Annotated in this window: 15 protein-coding genes, 1 other RNA gene and 1 other annotated feature; of the genes, 2 read left to right on the forward strand and 14 right to left on the reverse strand. The window is 38.8% G+C overall.

Annotated features, from left to right (window positions below):
- Window positions 1–15: 15 nt before the first annotated feature.
- From ptsP to hisS, 8 genes are all read right to left on the reverse strand, one after another.
- Window positions 16–1728: a phosphoenolpyruvate--protein phosphotransferase gene (ptsP, locus tag T479_RS15130; RefSeq protein WP_025220091.1), complete on the reverse strand. Its 1713-nt coding sequence runs from the start codon at window positions 1726–1728 to the stop codon at window positions 16–18.
- Entirely contained in the window at window positions 1722–1991 is a 270-nt protein-coding gene (locus tag T479_RS15135; RefSeq protein ID WP_025220092.1) for an HPr family phosphocarrier protein, read from the reverse strand. Before T479_RS15135 ends, ptsP begins: the two co-directional genes overlap by 7 nt.
- Before the next feature lie 17 nt (window positions 1992–2008).
- Window positions 2009–2728, reverse strand: coding sequence for a sugar isomerase domain-containing protein (locus T479_RS15140; protein WP_025220093.1), 720 nt, complete (start codon window positions 2726–2728; stop codon window positions 2009–2011).
- A 4-nt stretch (window positions 2729–2732) separates the two neighbouring features.
- Window positions 2733–3455, reverse strand: a complete 723-nt coding sequence (locus T479_RS15145; RefSeq protein WP_024363143.1) for a GntR family transcriptional regulator — start codon at window positions 3453–3455, stop codon at window positions 2733–2735.
- Window positions 3456–3481: 26 nt separating this feature from the next.
- A complete protein-coding gene (gene nagA, locus T479_RS15150) occupies window positions 3482–4642 on the reverse strand; it encodes an N-acetylglucosamine-6-phosphate deacetylase (protein WP_025220094.1) in 1161 nt (386 codons plus the stop codon).
- Window positions 4643–4989: 347 nt separating this feature from the next.
- A non-coding RNA gene (ssrS, locus tag T479_RS23300) (6S RNA) lies at window positions 4990–5192 on the reverse strand.
- Between the two features lie 137 nt (window positions 5193–5329).
- Window positions 5330–7099 carry an aspartate--tRNA ligase gene (aspS, locus tag T479_RS15155; RefSeq protein ID WP_024363145.1) on the reverse strand — a complete coding sequence of 590 codons (1770 nt, stop codon included), beginning with the start codon at window positions 7097–7099 and terminating at the stop codon, window positions 5330–5332.
- 28 nt (window positions 7100–7127) lie between these two features.
- A complete protein-coding gene (gene hisS / locus T479_RS15160) occupies window positions 7128–8390 on the reverse strand; it encodes a histidine--tRNA ligase (RefSeq protein WP_025220095.1) in 1263 nt (420 codons plus the stop codon).
- Between the two features lie 125 nt (window positions 8391–8515).
- Window positions 8516–8758, reverse strand: a binding site (T-box leader).
- Window positions 8759–8921: 163 nt separating this feature from the next.
- Between hisS and T479_RS15165 the strand changes: the two genes are divergently transcribed.
- Window positions 8922–10502 (forward strand): N-acetylmuramoyl-L-alanine amidase family protein, encoded by a 1581-nt coding sequence (locus tag T479_RS15165; RefSeq protein WP_025220096.1) that lies wholly within the window; start codon window positions 8922–8924, stop codon window positions 10500–10502.
- A 54-nt stretch (window positions 10503–10556) separates the two neighbouring features.
- On the opposite strand, the gene T479_RS15170 is transcribed toward T479_RS15165, so the two are convergent.
- The 6 genes from T479_RS15170 to T479_RS15195 form a co-directional block, all read right to left on the reverse strand.
- Complete coding sequence (locus T479_RS15170) at window positions 10557–10766, reverse strand: DUF2642 domain-containing protein (RefSeq protein WP_024363148.1); 210 nt, start codon at window positions 10764–10766, stop codon at window positions 10557–10559.
- 70 nt (window positions 10767–10836) lie between these two features.
- Window positions 10837–11277: a D-aminoacyl-tRNA deacylase gene (gene dtd / locus T479_RS15175; protein ID WP_024363149.1), complete on the reverse strand. Its 441-nt coding sequence runs from the start codon at window positions 11275–11277 to the stop codon at window positions 10837–10839.
- Window positions 11278–11329: 52 nt separating this feature from the next.
- Window positions 11330–13525: a RelA/SpoT family protein gene (locus T479_RS15180; protein WP_024363150.1), complete on the reverse strand. Its 2196-nt coding sequence runs from the start codon at window positions 13523–13525 to the stop codon at window positions 11330–11332.
- Window positions 13526–13731: 206 nt separating this feature from the next.
- Entirely contained in the window at window positions 13732–14646 is a 915-nt protein-coding gene (locus T479_RS15185) for a pseudouridine-5'-phosphate glycosidase (RefSeq protein ID WP_025220097.1), read from the reverse strand.
- A 4-nt stretch (window positions 14647–14650) separates the two neighbouring features.
- A complete protein-coding gene (locus T479_RS15190; protein ID WP_038509830.1) occupies window positions 14651–15742 on the reverse strand; it encodes a carbohydrate kinase in 1092 nt (363 codons plus the stop codon).
- 195 nt (window positions 15743–15937) lie between these two features.
- Window positions 15938–17206, reverse strand: coding sequence for an MFS transporter (locus T479_RS15195; RefSeq protein WP_025220099.1), 1269 nt, complete (start codon window positions 17204–17206; stop codon window positions 15938–15940).
- A gap of 173 nt (window positions 17207–17379) precedes the next feature.
- On the opposite strand from T479_RS15195, the gene T479_RS15200 reads away from it, so the two are divergent.
- Window positions 17380–17832: a MarR family winged helix-turn-helix transcriptional regulator gene (locus T479_RS15200; RefSeq protein ID WP_025220100.1), complete on the forward strand. Its 453-nt coding sequence runs from the start codon at window positions 17380–17382 to the stop codon at window positions 17830–17832.
- Window positions 17833–17836 lie beyond the last annotated feature (4 nt).

Below are 17836 nucleotides of genomic sequence, written 5' to 3' on the forward strand. Positions count from 1 at the left end.
TTCTGAATTAAATAATTACATTATTAGCTGTTGTTTTATATATGCTTCAACATCAGAAGCGGTTGCTAACATTAAAATAGCCTCAATATGTTGGCCTAATTGCTCTTTTGAAAGCTTTGCAATCTGTGCCCTTGCTTTGAGAATAGAAGTAGCATTCATAGAAAATTCATCTAAACCGAGAGCCAGTAAAATTGGTATCGCCATTTCATCCGCTGCCATTTCACCGCACATTCCTACCCATTTCCCGTGTTGATGTGCCGCATCAATAATATGTTTAATAAGTCTTAGTACAGCCGGATGATATGGTTGATATAAATAAGAAACCTTTTCATTCATACGATCTGTAGCTAACATATATTGTATTAAATCATTTGTCCCTATGGAGAAAAAATCGACTTCTTGTGCAAATAAATCAGCAATCATCGCGGCTGCAGGTATTTCCACCATTATGCCCACTTCTATTGCATCGGCTATTACAACCCCTTGTGCTTGCAATTGAGCTTTTTCTTCTACTAACATTTGCTTCGCTATGCGCCATTCCTCTAACGTTGCAATCATTGGAAACATAATTTTCAAATTACCATAGGCACTTGCTCTTAGTAAGGCACGCAGTTGTGTACGAAACATGGTTTGTTGATTTAGGCAAATTCGAATCGCTCGGTAGCCTAAAAACGGATTGATTTCAGATGGTAGCTTTAAGTAAGGAAGGTGCTTATCACCACCAATATCTAGTGTACGAACAACTGTAGGCTTCCCTTGCATTTTTTCAAGAACGGTACGATAGGCTTGAAACTGTTCTTCTTCATTCGGGAGTTCCTGCCGCTCCATATACAAAAACTCCGTTCGAAATAGCCCGATACCGTCCCCCGCTGCAAGCAGTACCTTCTCTACATCTTCCAGCTTGCCAATGTTCCCAGCAATCTCTACACTGTGCCCGTCAGCACTTATGCTCGACAACGTACGATATTGTGAGAGCTCACTTCGTTGTTGCTGTTGCAGTTGTTGCTGTTGCATATAAAAAGTAGTCACTTCTGGTGTTACATTCATAAGTATGTTGCCATTTGTGCCATCCATAATAAGGGGCGTGCCGTGTTTAATTTCCTTTGTAGCCGTTTTTGTTCCCACGATGGCTGGAATATCTAGAGAGCGTGCGAGAATAGCAGAATGCGATGTTCTCCCACCAATATCTGTAATAAAACCTTTGACATATTTGGTATCTAATTGTGCTGTCATCGATGGAGTTAAATCTTCAGCAACGATTATGACATCTGATGCTAAACGACGAATATCAGGTAATTCCACATGCAATAAATGTGCTAATAATCGCTTCGTTACATCACGAATATCCGCTGCTCGCTCCTGCATATAAGCATTGTCCATTCCTTCAAACATAGAGATAAACATTTTTGAAACTTCATGTAGTGCATACTCTGCATTACTGCCTAGCTTCATTTTTTCTTCAATAGCAGCTAACATTTCAGGGTCTTCTAATAAGAGTAAATGGGCAACAAATATCGCCGCTTTTTCTTCACCAAATTTGTCCTGCGCGCTTGTTACGATTTCTTGTAATTCCACTTTCGATTGCGCTAGCGCTTGTTTAAAACGTTCTATTTCAGCCTGAACATCGGTAATCGTCTCTTTTTCAAATGATAAATCTGGTTCCACTAAACAATAAGCATCAGCAAAGGCAATGCCTTCAGAAACGGCAATACCTTTTATCTCTAACATTCTTCACCAATTCCTTTCGTTATGATCACCTCTGTCACCGTTTGCATCAGCTGATCTGCATCTGTCCCCTGTGCCGAAATCGTCACAATACTTCCTGTTACGATTCCTTGTGCCATAACACCCATAATTGATTTTAAATTGACAGACTTGTCATTGTAAGTTAACTGAACATCACAAGCAAATGGTGTTACAGCAGTTACTAATAATGCTGTTGGTCGAGCATGTAAGCCTTCTGGTGTTGTAATCTTAAATGTTTTTTTCATCGATACCCCTCCAAATTTCATTCAAAATTAATCCGAGTTTGATAGTTCGCAATCATAACATCATTATGATGCAAATTCGACTCTACATTGTTACTCTCAAAAACAGGTACTATGTCCTGACAATCCGCCATTATTTCAATAACTTGGCTAAATAACGCATGAAGAATAGCAGAACCAATAACCGTTGACGCTGGTGCATATTGCATCCGCTGTAGTTGTAATAAGCCATCTCCTACAGGGATATGTGTATCAATAACAACATCAACGACATCCTCTAATCGCTTACCACTATGATGACGAGTTGGTTGTTGGCGATACGCAAGTGATTGCATAGACATAACGAGGACACCCGATTGTTTGGCTAACAATGCGGCATCGATTGGGGCATCATTGCGTCCAGATGTTGAAATAACAATACATACATCGTGCTCATGAAAATGAAAATGCTCTTTATGACGCGCTATAATTGTTGGGTCTTTTTCATTTTTCGAAGATGTCAAAGCACCTGCATGTAAAGTTAATGGCTCTATTGTTATAGGACGTACAGGCACAAGCCCCCCGGCACGATAAAAAGCATCTTGTGCTAATAGATGTGAATGCCCACACCCAAACAATTGCACGACCCCTCCACTTTGGAGACGCAAAACAATCTGTTGTGCCGCTTCAGCTATCAGTGCATTTTCCTGCTCTAGCACAATATCTAATAGTTTTTGAAGTTCATGAAAATAAGCACGCATCGCATCACCTTTTAATTTCGCTTATAAATTTGTATCGATCTGCACGATAAGTACTTCGTACAAGTTCGAATGGCACACCGTCTGCTAAATAACTTGTTCGTTTAATAATTAACACTGGTGCTGTACTATTAATTTGCAAATATTTACTGTCCTCCTTCGCCACAATAGCTGCTTCCATTTGTTGTATAGCATTGCCAATCTTCTGATGAAATTTCGCTTCAATCAGTGCATACAATGAGCCCATAATTTTTTTCTCATCTAATTCAGGATAAACTTTCACTGGAATATACGTTCTTTCTATTGCCATCGGTTTAGAATCGGCATTTCGTATCCGTGCAACAAAAAATACTTCCTCCCCAGGTTCTAACAATAAGTCACCGGCTATGTCTAGAGGTGGCACAATTTTTTCAAAGCGCAAAACTTTACTGCTCGGTTCCATTCCTCTTGCACGCATATCTTCTGTAAAACTTGTTAATCCCATTAATGGTTGTTCCAATTTCGGATTGGCTACATACGTTCCTCTTCCTTTTTCACGATAGAGCAACCCACTGTTTACTAAATTGGTAATAGATTGGCGTACCGTCATTCTACTCACATCAAATTGCACTGATAGCTCACGCTCTGATGGAATATTTTCTCCTATTTTGTATTCCTCTAAATAAATTCTTTGCTTTAATATTTCCTCTATTTGTATATAGATTGGTATATGAGAATTTTTATCTAACAAGTTTGACACCTTCCTAACGCGTTCTACTATGATTTCTCAAATACAACTTTTCCCCGACAAATAGTTTTTTCTACATTTAGCTGTTGATCTAACAAAATCACATCCGCATCAAAACCTTTTGCGATACGACCTTTTGTACATAGCTGTAATTGCTGTGCTGCATTTGCAGAAGACATGGCAACAAGTTCTGACAATGAACAGTTTGTGACCGCTTTCATATTTTTCACTGCTTGCTCCATCGTTAAAATGCTACCAGCTAATGCTCCATTGGGTAAATGCGCTCCGCTTGCTGTAACATGGACCGTTTGACCACCTAAATCATAATTGCCATATTGCAATCCTTTCGCACGCATTGCATCCGTAATTAAGATAATTCCCGCTGCCCCCTTTAGTCGGTAAGCAAGTTGTATTGACATAGGATGACAATGAACAAAATCCGCGATAATTTCAACTTTCACCGTATTTTCAAGAAGTACGCCACCGACTACCCCTGGATTGCGATGATGGAATGGTCTCATTTGATTGTATAAATGCGTTGCCTGTCTCACACCAACCGCCACTGCTCTATCGACCTCTTCAAATGTTGCATCTGAATGACCAATTGAAACAATTACGCCTTGCTTATGTAGCGCTTCGATAAACGCTATGCCACCTTCCAGCTCTGGAGCGACAGTTATTTGTTTAATACGGTTGTGACTTAATTTCTGCCAATAAGCAAATTGCTCGATTGATGGTAAAATCATATAGTCTACTGGTTGGGCACCAGCTCGCTTCGGTGACACATATGGACCTTCAACGTGCACGCCTAACAACGTGGCTTCATCTTCATCATTTTCAAATTGTGCTATCGTCTTTAATGCTTGCTCAATGCTTGCTTGTGCCTGTGTCATGGTCGTAGCAAGATAGCCTGTGACACCTTCTTGTACTAAGGAACGGGATATTTGATGCAGCGCTTGCTCTGTGGCATCCATCGCATCACTTCCGGCAGAACCATGAATATGCATATCAATATAACCAGGGAATAGCAACCAGTCTTTTCCCTTACCATCAATATATTGTTCTGCCTGTTCGATTAATTCATTGCCTACTTTCATAATTCGACCATTCGCGATGAAAACATCACCTTTGAACGGCAAATCGGTATCATTGACGATCGTGACATTGGAAATTAATAATCTGTTGCTCAATTCAACACCTCCACTGCCTTTGCTTTTAACAACTTTGCTGTTCAAGAAAAAGACATCTATTTGCATCATGGTCTAGTTGTCTATACCAATTATAGTATGTTCATTTGAAAATAAAAAGTAATTTTTACAATTTTTCTTATTTTTCTTTCAATTTAACAAAAAAGTCCTGACTTAAAATAAGCTAATCCCAATAGAAAAAGTGTTAGATTGACCTAATGTCGACCTAACACTTTTTAAATGTCGCTATTCGCTTCTATCAACGAATGCACTCTTGTAAATTGGGTAAATGTAAATAATACAAGCACAATACTACTTTGCTCTAGCATCCTCTAGCACTCTATGTATGGACGAATCCCGATAGTGCCGTAATGCCAATGAAACATTCGTTTTGAACCCGCAATTTGCAGGTGGGTGCCCGCTTCATAGCTTTAAACGTCCCTCTCCATATGGGGCTTGTTTGCCACTACAAAATTAGATGGCTCCCGACGATATAGTGTTCGGTCAAAACTGTTAAATAGAGTTAGCAGTTAGACAAACACATCAGGATTCGTATTACAGATATCATAACACCATATTTCAGATAATTCAAACGATTTATAGCAAAAAAACAAATTCTTTCGAAATAAACAAAAAATACCTAGATTCCCAACATTTTTTGTTAGAGAATCTAGGTATTCCGCATTATTTTTATCTTTTAAAAGATTTAATCGCGAGGCTTAATTCGCTTAATTGCTCAGGAGATACTTCGCTTGGCGCATCCGTTAATAAGCAGCTTGCACTTGCCGTTTTCGGGAATGCAATTGTATCACGTAAATTCGTACGTCCTGCAAGTAGCATAACGAAACGGTCAAGACCAAATGCAAGACCTGCATGTGGAGGAACGCCGTATTCAAACGCTTCTAACAGGAAGCCGAATTGCGCTTGTGCTTCTTCTTCCGTGAAACCAAGTAGTTTAAACATTTTTTCTTGTAAATCACGCTCATAAATACGTAGTGAACCACCGCCAAGCTCATAACCGTTTAACACGATATCGTAAGCTTGTGCACGTACTGCAGCAGGATTTGTATCCATTAACTCGATATCTTCGTCAAATGGACGTGTGAATGGATGGTGGGCTGCTTTGAAGCGACCATCTTCTTCTGAGTACTCGAATAACGGCCAGTCTGTAATCCATAAGAAGGCAAATTGTGATTCATCGATTAAGCCTAAATCTTGACCTAATTTTGTACGAAGAGCACCTAGAGATGCCGCCACTATAGGAGCTTTGTCAGCTACGAATACTAAAATATCACCAATTTCAGCACCCATGCGCTCAATTAAAGCAGCTGCTAACGCTTCATCGAAGAATTTAGCGATAGGTCCATTTAAACCTTCTTCTGTTACTTTCAACCAAGCAAGACCTTTTGCCCCGTAAATACCAACGAATTTTGTCAGCTCGTCCATATCTTTACGTGAATATTTATCAGCCGCACCTTTGATGTTAATACTTTTCACTTGCTTGCCTTGCGCTACTGTATCAGCAAACACCTTGAAATCACAGCCATCAAAAATATCATTTAATGCTACTAGCTCTAAACCGAAGCGAACATCTGGTTTATCTGAGCCATAGCGATCCATCGCTTCTTGGTATTTCATACGTTGGAACGGTGCAGGAATGTCGATGCCTTTTACATCTTTCATAACAGCTTGAATTAAACGTTCATTCATTTCCAAAATTTCTTCTTGTGTTAAGAAGCTTGTTTCAATGTCCACTTGAGTAAATTCAGGTTGACGGTCAGCACGTAGATCTTCGTCACGGAAACAACGAGCAATTTGGAAATACTTCTCAAAACCTGCTACCATTAATAATTGTTTAAATAGTTGTGGAGATTGCGGTAATGCATAAAACTCTCCCTCATGTACACGTGATGGTACTAGATAGTCACGAGCACCTTCTGGCGTTGATTTTGTTAAAATTGGCGTTTCTACTTCTAAGAAACCTTCATTTTGTAAAAAGTTACGAATTGTACGTGTTACGTCTGAGCGCATTTTGAACGTATCAAACATCACTGGACGACGTAAATCTAGATAACGATATTTTAATCGTAAATCTTCTGAAACGTCAGTGCGATCTTCAATTTGGAAAGGCGGCGTCTTTGCTGTATTAATAACGATTAGGCTTGTTGCTTCAACCTCGATTTTTCCGTTTGGCACATTTGGGTTGATTTGATCTTCTGCACGAAGAATAACTTTCCCTTCAACTTCGATTACGTATTCGCTACGCACTTTATCAGCTAAAGCATGTGCTTCTGCTACATCTGGGCTAAATACTACTTGTGTAATACCTGTACGGTCACGTAGGTCGATAAAAATTAGACCACCTAAATCGCGACGGCGTTGCACCCAACCTTTTAATACAACGTGTTCGCCTTGTAACGTTTCAGAAAGTTCGTTACTAGCATGAGTTCTTTTTGCCATTTTGTATTTCCTCCAACATCTATTTCATTTATTTAAGTAAGTAGTTCACTAATTCTGAGAAAGCGACTTTTTGTTGCTCCCCAGTTGCCATATGTTTGACTGTCGCTGCTTGTTCTTCCATTTCTGTTTCACCTAAGACGATTGTATATTGAGCACCTAATCGGTCTGCAGATTTCATTTGGGCTTTCATTTTACGATCTAGGTAATCCATGTCGGTTGCAATGCCTTTTGCACGGAATGAACTTGTTAGCTCTACTGCCTTTAGCTTCGCTTCAGCACCCATGGCAATCATGTAAACATCTAGAGCAGATTCTGTATCTAACTCCACTGCTTCGGCTTCAAGCGCTAATAGTAAACGCTCAATACTTAACGCAAAGCCTATACCTGGTACATTAGGACCGCCTATTTCCTCTACTAACCCATTGTAACGACCGCCACCACAAAGTGTTGTGATAGCACCAAAGCCATCAGTAGTAGACATAATTTCAAATGTTGTATGGTTATAGTAGTCAAGGCCACGTACTAAGTTTGGATCTACTTCATACGTAATTCCAAGTGTATCTAAATACGATTTAACTTGAGCAAAATATGCCGCTGAATCGTCTGTTAAAAAATCAGTTAATGCCGGTGCAGAAGCCATTAATGGATGCTCGCGGTCTACTTTACAATCTAAAATACGTAAGGGATTTTTTTGCAAACGATTTTGGCAATCTGCACAAAACTCGTGAATATGTGGCTCGAAATGATTAATCAACGCTGTACGATGGGCATCACGTGTTTCTTTATCCCCAAGAGAGTTGATTACTAATTTTAAATCCTTTAAGCCTGTTGATTCATAGATGTCCATAGCTAACGCAATGACTTCAGCATCAATTGCAGGATCCGCTGAGCCAATTGCTTCAACACCGAATTGCACAAATTGACGGTAACGACCAGCCTGTTGGCGTTCATAACGGAACATTGGTCCAATATAAGATAGCTTGACAGGCTGATCAGGTGCACCAAACATTTTATGTTCTACATAGGCACGTACAACGCCGGCTGTATTTTCAGGGCGCAATGTTAATGAACGACCCCCGCGGTCTTCAAATGTATACATTTCCTTTTGGACAACATCCGTTGTTTCACCAACACCGCGTGCAAATAAATCTGTTTGTTCAAAAATCGGTGTACGAATTTCGTTATATCGATAGACACGACATATATCACGAATAATCGATTCGACCTTTTGCCATTTTTCTGATTGACCTGGCAATATGTCTTGTGTTCCTCGTGGCACTTTAAAAGTCATGAAAATACCTCCTTTTCAATTGCTTATGAGCTAGCCTTCGTATGTAAAATACGAACATACTGTAGATAGACCGACCTTGTACAGAAGAAATCCAACAAAAAAAGCCCTCGTCACCTTGCATAATTGCAAGGGACGAGAGCTGTATATGCTTCCGCGGTTCCACCCTAGTTGACGCATAACGTATATTGCGTCCTCCTCATAATCGGGTAACGGCCGATTCCGTTTTTTCCTACTAAGTATTCCTTTTCAGAAAAAAGCCTCTCAAGTGTTATTCGCCTTATACATTTTTGTAGGAAAGATTGCAGCCTAAGTCTTTCCCTCTCTTTTCCAATAGAGGTATACGCTACTTGCTTGGTCATAAGCGGTTAATCATTTTTTGATTACCCTTTATGTTAGTCACAACATAAGGTAATGTCAACTGTTTTCTTGTTTTTCATCATACAGTTGTTAAAAAAACGATTTCTGTTACCTTTTTCCCTCGAATTTTAGCATAAAAACATGGTAAAATAGCACAAGAAAAGGAGGGGTTCGATGACGACAAAACTTATACATAAAACCATTATCTTTGTCTTATTATTAGCATTTATGATACCACATATCAGCGACAAAGAACTAGCGCTTGCCGATACAAGTGATTTAAAAGTAACTGGAACCATACTTCATTTACGCGAAGGACCTGGGCTCTCTTACCCCATTATTACCACATTAGAAGAAGGCGATTCATTAACATCTATCGGTCGCGAGGGAGACTGGATTCAAGTAAAAACAGGCGATTACGAAGGATGGGTAGCTTCATGGCTAACAGCATCCATAAATGAGCAACAAACAATAGATAAAACTGTTATTTCCCAAGTTGATCGTCTAAACATTCGTACGGAACCAGATATTGCGTCCCCTGTTCTTGGACAACTGTCAACAGGTAATCAAGCCACATTAATAACAGAACATGGTGAATGGGCGAAGATTAATTGGAATGGACTAATTGGTTGGGTATCTTCAGACTATGTGACGATTAATGAAAAAACGGAAAAAACAACAACTGAACCAGTAGTTGAAGTGTCTACAACAACCGAATCAAAAGGGACTACTTTTACGATTTTAGTCGATACGTTAAATGTCCGAAAAAAAGCTGATTTAACATCCAAAATTTTAGGGACTGTTTCCAAAGGACAATCTTTTAAGGTGCTTGCTCAAGAGCACAATTGGGTGCAAATTCAGTATAGTAATAAAAAAGCCGGTTGGGTTTATAGTTTCTATGGGACATTTTCAAATGCGGTAAAAACGACTTCGAAAACAACAACATCATCTTCATCATCAACGCTTGAATCTGTCACAATTATTTATAATGGCACCAACTTACGCACAGATGCGACAACCACTGCGGAGGTTGTGCAACGTGTAGATGCAGGTGAAACTTTTCCCATTGTAGGTGCTAAAGATGATTTTTATGAAATTCAATTAGGCGATAAAACCGCTTTCGTTGCCAATTGGGTTGTGACCACTTCACAAAATAATGCAGCGACAAAAACAACTAACAAAACAAAGTCTGAGCCTCGAAAAAACGGGACTTTAAATGGACTAACAATTGTTGTAGACCCTGGGCATGGTGGTAATGACCATGGGACGACTGGACAGCGCGGTACTGATGAAAAAGACATTACTTTGAAAACGGCATCCCTGCTTGCTTCCAAGTTAAGTGCAGCAGGTGCAAATGTTGTCATGACACGTGAATCAGATGAATATGTTGCACTTCGCAAACGTGTGTCTATTGCTCACCAGCATGATGCAGACGCTTTTATCAGTATTCACTATGATGCGACTGACAATAGCTCAATTTCTGGCTTTACCTCCTATTATTTAAACAACAATCAAAAAGGGCTTGCTGAAGCCATACACAATGGGCTAGCTAGCAAAATCAACTTAAAAGATCGTGGTACACAACAAGGAAATTATTTAGTACTACGTGAAAATCGACAAAAAGCAGTGCTGATCGAACTCGGTTTTTTAAGTAATGCCAATGAAGAAAGAGTTATTACAACAGCTAAATTCCGAGAACAAGCCTCACTTGGCATTTATCAAGGCATTTTAGATTATTTTGATGCAAACGAATAAAAAAAACCTTCATTTTCTAATTAAAGAAAATGAAGGTTTTTATATGTGATTTACTTATGTTATCGCTAATGTGACCCATACAATTTCCTCCATGCGAATAAAGAAGGGTGTGCGATTAATTTCGATAACGATATGGTCTGGTAATATGGAGGTCAAATTACCTTGCTGAATATTCTTCTTCGTTTGAACAACGATCATTTGGCCAATCATCAGTTTCAGTGTTTCATATAAATAAGGATTCGACATCCTTCCTATTTGCGTCATCGAAATTACACTTCCTTCCCACATTTAGCCATTCTTTTTAGTATATGAAGGAATGCTAGACAATGTACCTCTATTTTGACTCAAGTAGAATTGTAACAGGTCCATCATTTGTCAATGCCACATCCATCATAGCACCAAAAATTCCTGTCTCCACCTGTAGACCATAGCCTCGTAATGCATCATTAAATGCCTCCCACAAAGGGGCCGCCATTTCTGGTCTTGCCGCACTTGTAAAGCTTGGACGATTGCCCTTTTTCGTATCTCCATACAATGTAAATTGAGACACTGATAGGATTGCCCCACCATGCTCCAAAATAGAGTGATTCATTTTCCCTTCACTATCTTCCCACAAGCGTAGATTAGCGACTTTTTTTGCTAGATAGGCCACGTCTTCGGTTGTATCGTCATGTGTAATGCCTACAAGAAGCACATAGCCGCTATCAATAGCACCTGTTACTTCTCCTTGTACCGTAACAGATGCAGCCTTACTCCGCTGTAAAACTACTTTCATAATGTTAAACCCCTCAATCTATAAAAAATCTACACTATTCTTTTCTCAGCCTTTAGTTAATTACACGCTGCACAGAATATATATCAGGTGTTTGTTTTATACGTTCAACAACCTTATGCAAATGAGAAATATTTGAAATTGAAATCGTTAGGTGAATAGTGGCGATTTTATCACGATCAGCACGGCCGCTCACAGCTAAAATGTTCGTTTTCGTCTCGCTGACGATTTGCATAATTTCATTTAAAATACCAGGTCTATCAAAGGCAGATACCTCAATATCGACAGGATACTCTTTTTTCTCAGGTGTAAGCCCATTCTCCCATTCAACTTCGATAATACGTTCCTGCTCATCCTCAATTTGGATGTTTGGACAATCTGCACGGTGTACAGAAACACCTCGTCCTTTCGTAATAAAACCGACAATGTCATCACCCGGCACTGGTGTACAGCAACGAGACAATCGAATGAGCATATTGTCAATTCCTTTTACAATAACGCCAGACTCTGTGCGCTTTTGCGGAATTGGATTTTTCATTTTTTGCTCAATTTTTTCAAGTGCTTCTTCTTGTTCACGCTCTTTACGACGTTTTTCGGCTAAACGATTAACAACTTGTTGCGCTGTAATACCATTTACACCAACTGCGGCATATAAATCTTCTTCATTCGTGTAATTAAATTTATCGCAGACACGTTTTAAGTTTTCCGCTGACATTGTTTCTTTCATGTCGAAATCTTGCGCGCGAATTTCTTTTTCAATCATCTCTTTGCCTTTGATGATATTTTCTTCACGAAGATGACGCTTGAAAAATTGCTTAATTTTGTTTTTTGCTTGGGATGATTGAGCAATTTTTAGCCAGTCACGACTCGGGCCGAAAGATTGTTTTGATGTTAATATTTCAATAATATCACCCGTTTTTAATGGTGTATCGAGCGGCACCATCTTGCCATTAATTTTTGCACCGATTGTACGATTACCGACTTCTGAATGCACACGGTATGCGAAATCGATAGGTACAGAACCAGCTGGCAATTCTATTACATCCCCTTCTGGTGTAAACACGTACACCATATCAGAGAATAAATCGAATTTTAAAGATTCCATGAACTCCTCGGCATTTGAAGACTCGTTTTGGAATTCTAATATTTCTCTAAACCAAGTTAATTTTTGATCGACATTTTGTTTTTCAATATCAATCTTTTTACCTTCTTTATAAGCCCAGTGAGCTGCTATCCCGTATTCGGCAATTTTATGCATTTCTTTTGTACGGATTTGTACTTCTAGTGGATCACCGTATGGACCAATGACCGTTGTATGCAATGATTGATATAAGTTTTGCTTTGGCATTGCAATATAATCTTTAAAACGCCCAGGCATCGGCTTCCATAATGTATGCACAATACCTAACACTGCATAGCAATCTTTTATGCTATCAACTAAAACGCGAATGGCTAACAAATCATAAATTTCGTTAAATTGCTTTTTTTGAAGCACCATTTTACGATAGATGCTGTATATATGTTTCGGACGACCATAAATATCCGCATCGATTTCCACTTCAGAAAGTTGGGATTTCATTTCTCCCATAACATTGTCTAAATAAGCCTCACGTTCATCTCGCTTCTTCTTCATAAGACTGACAATACGGTAATATTGCTGTGGATTTAAATAACGTAGTGCAGTATCCTCCAGCTCCCATTTTACTGTCGAAATTCCTAGACGATGTGCAAGGGGAGCAAAAATTTCAAGCGTTTCTTTTGAAATACGGCGTTGTTTTTCAGCAGGTAAATGCTTTAAGGTACGCATATTGTGCAAACGATCCGCAAGCTTAATTAAGATAACACGAATATCCTGTGCCATAGCGACAAACATTTTACGGTGATTTTCCGCCTGCTGTGCTTCTTTCGATAAATATTTTATTTTCCCCAGCTTCGTCACACCATCAACGAGCATTGCTACTTCCTCGCCAAATTCACGGACTAGGTCATCACGTGTAAATTCCGTATCTTCGACAACATCGTGTAAAAAGCCTGCTGCCACAGTTTCTGGATCCATTTGTAATTCAGCTAAAATACCGGCAACTTGCACTGGGTGAATAATATACGGTTCACCAGAGCTACGGAATTGCTCAATATGCGCATCTCTTGCCAATTCATATGCTTTTTTCACGAATGCGACATTTTCCTCATTCATGTAGGATTTGACTAACTCAAAAACGTCCTCAGGAGTCAAAATTTGCTCTTTCGCCATAACATGTCCACCTTGCTCGTCAAATTTTTCAGATTAGATATAAACTTAATTGTATAAAAAATAGAGGGCGATTGTAAAGGGACTGTGTCATATAGTTTAGATAATATCGTGAACAAGTTTTATAAATGGAAAAAATATTCATTATTATAAATAAAAAGACCCTTTGCTAGGCTGATTTGCTTCGCAAAGAGTCTTTCATTTACTTGTTAGTTTGCTTTGTTGTAAGCCACTGCAATTTTCGCACCAACTACTGCATTGTTTTTCACTAATGCGATATTGGCATAAAGGCTCTTACCTGCTGTTAACTCTTTTACTTTACCAAGTAAGAATGGTGTTACGTTTTTACCTTGGATACCATTTTCTTCAGCTTCTTGTAAAGCCTTTTCAATAATGCTTGTGATAAATTCATGCTCTAGTGCATCCGCTTCAGGGATAGGGTTTGCAATAACTGCGCCACCTTGTAAGCCTAAATCCCACTTAGCACGCAACATTGATGCAACTTCTTCTGGTGTATCTAGTTTAAAGTTGACATCAAATCCGCTTTGGCGAGTGTAGAATGCTGGAAGCTCAGACGTGCCATATCCGACTACTGGTACACCTTTTGTTTCAAGATATTCTAATGTTAAACCGATATCTAAAATAGATTTCGCACCTGCACAAATAACAGCTACATTTGTTTGTGCTAATTCTTCTAAGTCTGCTGAAATATCCATTGTTGTTTCAGCACCACGGTGTACGCCTCCGATACCACCTGTAACGAAAATCTCAATACCTGCAAGCTCAGCGCAAATCATTGTTGCAGCAACTGTTGTCGCACCTAATTTTTTCGTAGCCAATAAATAGCCTAAATCGCGACGAGAAGTTTTTGCAACACCTTGTGCATTCCCAAACATTTCAAGTTCTTCGTCAGATAAACCGATTTTAATTTTCCCATCAATCAGCGCGATTGTTGCAGGCACCGCACCGTTATCACGAATAATTTGCTCTACTTCACGTGCCGTTTGTACGTTTTGAGGATATGGCATACCATGTGAAATGATTGTTGACTCTAATGCAACAATTGGTAGTCCTTGTGCTTGTCCAGCTTTTACTTCTTCTGATAATACGATGAATTCTTTCATGATGTTATTCCTCCATTTCACTTTTCAACAATTCTTCTGATAGTTCAGGTCTTACTGTATATGGGGATGCCAGTGTATTTTTGGCATTCGTTAAGCCTGCGTCTATGCAAACTTCAAACGATTGCCCCCTTAACCAACTATGAATGACAGCACTTACAAAAGCGTCACCCGCACCCGTTACATCTTCAATTTTCTTTATTGCTTTCGCAGTAAAATGACGTGGTGGACTAGTGGTAGAGGCAGCATAGACTCCTTTGCTACCTGCCGTAATAATGACATGCTCTGCTCCTAATTGTAGAAGCTTTTGAATCGCTTTGTCATAGTTTGCCTCGGTATTGATTGTATGACCTACAATCGTCTCTGCTTCGTCCGTATTACATATAAACCACGTCACACCTTGCAATGTATCCGGTAATCGATTCATTTTGGGAGAAGATACAGGAACGATAACAAATGGAATAGCGCGCGCAATCGCGACTTGTTGGATATACACTACCGTTTCTTTCGGGCAATTTAAATCCATAATAAAGCAGCCAGCATTCATAAGCATTGCCTCGTATTTCTTTAACAAACTCGGCAACAATAAATCATAAACTTCCATATTTGCCACAGCTAATGCAAGCTCACCTTGCTCGTCCATAATCGCCGTATAAGAACCAGTTGAAGCATCTGGTAACTGCTCGACATAGCGCAAATTCATAAATGATTCTGATGCTTCTTGGATTACTTGCCAATCCGCATCTTTCCCTGCTGTCGTTAATAACGTCACCTGATGATTAAGTCGGCCTAAATTTTCCGCAATATTGCGTCCAACTCCACCTACACTGAATGAGGAACTAGCAGGATTCGAAGTACCTAATTGAACAGTCCCTTTTACATGAAATTTGCGATCGAGATTGGCGCCACCGATACAAATAATTTCATTTTCCTCAGGTAAAATATAAGCACGGCCAACAATTTTCCCTTGCTTCGTTAAGCTCGACACTAAGTTCGCAAGTACTGGACGGGACAGATTCATCTTATCTGCCATCTCTTGCTGAGACATAAACGGATCTTTGCGAATTAAAGCCAGTACCGCTTGTTCTCTTTCATTCATAGCATCACCTTTTATTATATTTGTTTGTATTATAAACTTTTGTTTGAGCGAAGTCAAAACATTTCATACGATTTGTTTAAAGCTTCCCACTTCTATATTTTCCCTTCAAATGAAATGCAAATATTTTCAATAAAAAATAGCACACTAGATTAATTTTCTAGCGTACTATTTGTCCGTTCCATATTGTTTATACTATTATGCTGTATCAGCATTATGCATGACATTCGGTACTTGTTTTTTTACAATGATGACAAACAAACCAGCGAAAACACAAAAAACGCCAGCCAAGAAAAATGCCCAAGTATAAGAATTGAAAAGTTTATAGATAAGACCTCCCCCATATGCTGCTACTGCTGCACCTGCCTGATGGGAAGCGAATATCCAGCCATAAATAACTCCGCTTTTTTGGGTACCAAAAATTTGCCTTGAGATACTAACAGTTGGCGGTACAGTTGCAATCCAATCTAGTCCATAAAAGACAGTAAACATGATGAGCAATAGTAAAGAGCCTTGCACTAATGCATACGGCAGTAAAACTAAGGAAGCCCCTCGTAAAAGATAATACCAAAATAGTAACCAACGATTATCGAAGCGATCCGATAACCAGCCTGATAATGTTGTTCCTACTAGATTAAAAATTCCCATGAAGGATAGAAAAGATGCTGCTGTTACTAACGGAATACCGAAACTAATACAATACGATACAAAATGAGTACCTATTAAGCCACTAGTCGATAATCCACAAATAAAGAAACTACCAGCCAAAAGCCAAAATGCTTTCACTTTCACAGCCTCAAATAAACCATTAAAGGCAATAACGATTGGATTTTTCTTATTTTCTACTACATCTTCCAATCGTTCTTCGTCAAGACCATATGCAAGAAGCCCCACATCCATCGGTTTATTTTTCATAAACAATGCAATAATCATTAACATGATCGAACTTAACACAATGATTAATGCAATTGCCCAACGCCATGAGTAATTTTCAATCATCATCGCTAAAATTGGGAGCAGTACTAATTGGCCTGTTGCAGTACTAGCTGTTAGTATTCCTAATGCAAGCCCTCTTCTTTTCTCAAACCAATGATTCGCCACAAAAGGACTTAATACTGTTAAAAAGAGACTAGCTCCTAACCCAATAATAAAGCCCCAAATTATCATTAATTGCCATGCTTGCTGCATCAACAATGTGAACGAGATCCCTATGACTAATATTATCATCGCAGCTAACACCATTTTCTTTAATCCAATCACTTCAAGTAGTGCTGCCATAAATGGGCCTGAAATGCCATATAAAAAAAGGCTGATGGCAAAAGCCATTGCAATGATTGAACGATCCCAGCCAAACTCCTGTTCAAACGGACCAATAAAAACACCGGATGAAGATAAAGTAATACCCGCTACAATAATGGAGAAAAAAGTAATCGCTAAAACAAACCAGCTGTAATGAATACGTTTCATAAAGCCACCTACATTCTCAGATAATGTAACACTTTAAGGATATTTTCATATAAAATAAAAATACATGTATATACATATATAATAATAACTTGTTATTTTTTATGTCAAGAAATATTTTCCAATTAAGTGCTATAATATAAACAATTAAAAAACATAAAAGGAGAGCTTATTTGATGGAGAAAGTATACACAGACATTGACTATACTCAAATTTGCGTATGTACAAATCTTAGAAAGAAGACTAGAGTTGTAACGCAGTTATACGATAAAATTCTTGAACCTACTAATTTAAAAGTTACGCAATACGCTCTGTTAGCCAATATAGCAAAGCATCAGGCCGTTTCAGTTAGTCAACTAGGCATTATTCTTTCACTTGACCAGACGACGATAACCCGCAATGTCAATCTTTTGAAAAAAAATGGCTATGTGTCTATTACCCAAGATTCACAAGATGGCCGAACAAAAATTATTTCTTTAACGGCTACAGGCATGCAAAAATTAACGGAAGCAGCTCCTATTTGGATGGACATTCAGGAGAAAATCATCCATGATATCGGACCCGAAAAATATAAAGACTTTTATGAAACGCTAAAAAAAATACAACAAGTAGTGAAATCCTACGAGTAATTAT

The sequence above is a fragment of the Lysinibacillus sphaericus genome, assembly GCF_000600105.1.
In the GTDB taxonomy this organism is placed as follows: Bacteria; Bacillota; Bacilli; order Bacillales_A; family Planococcaceae; genus Lysinibacillus; species Lysinibacillus sphaericus.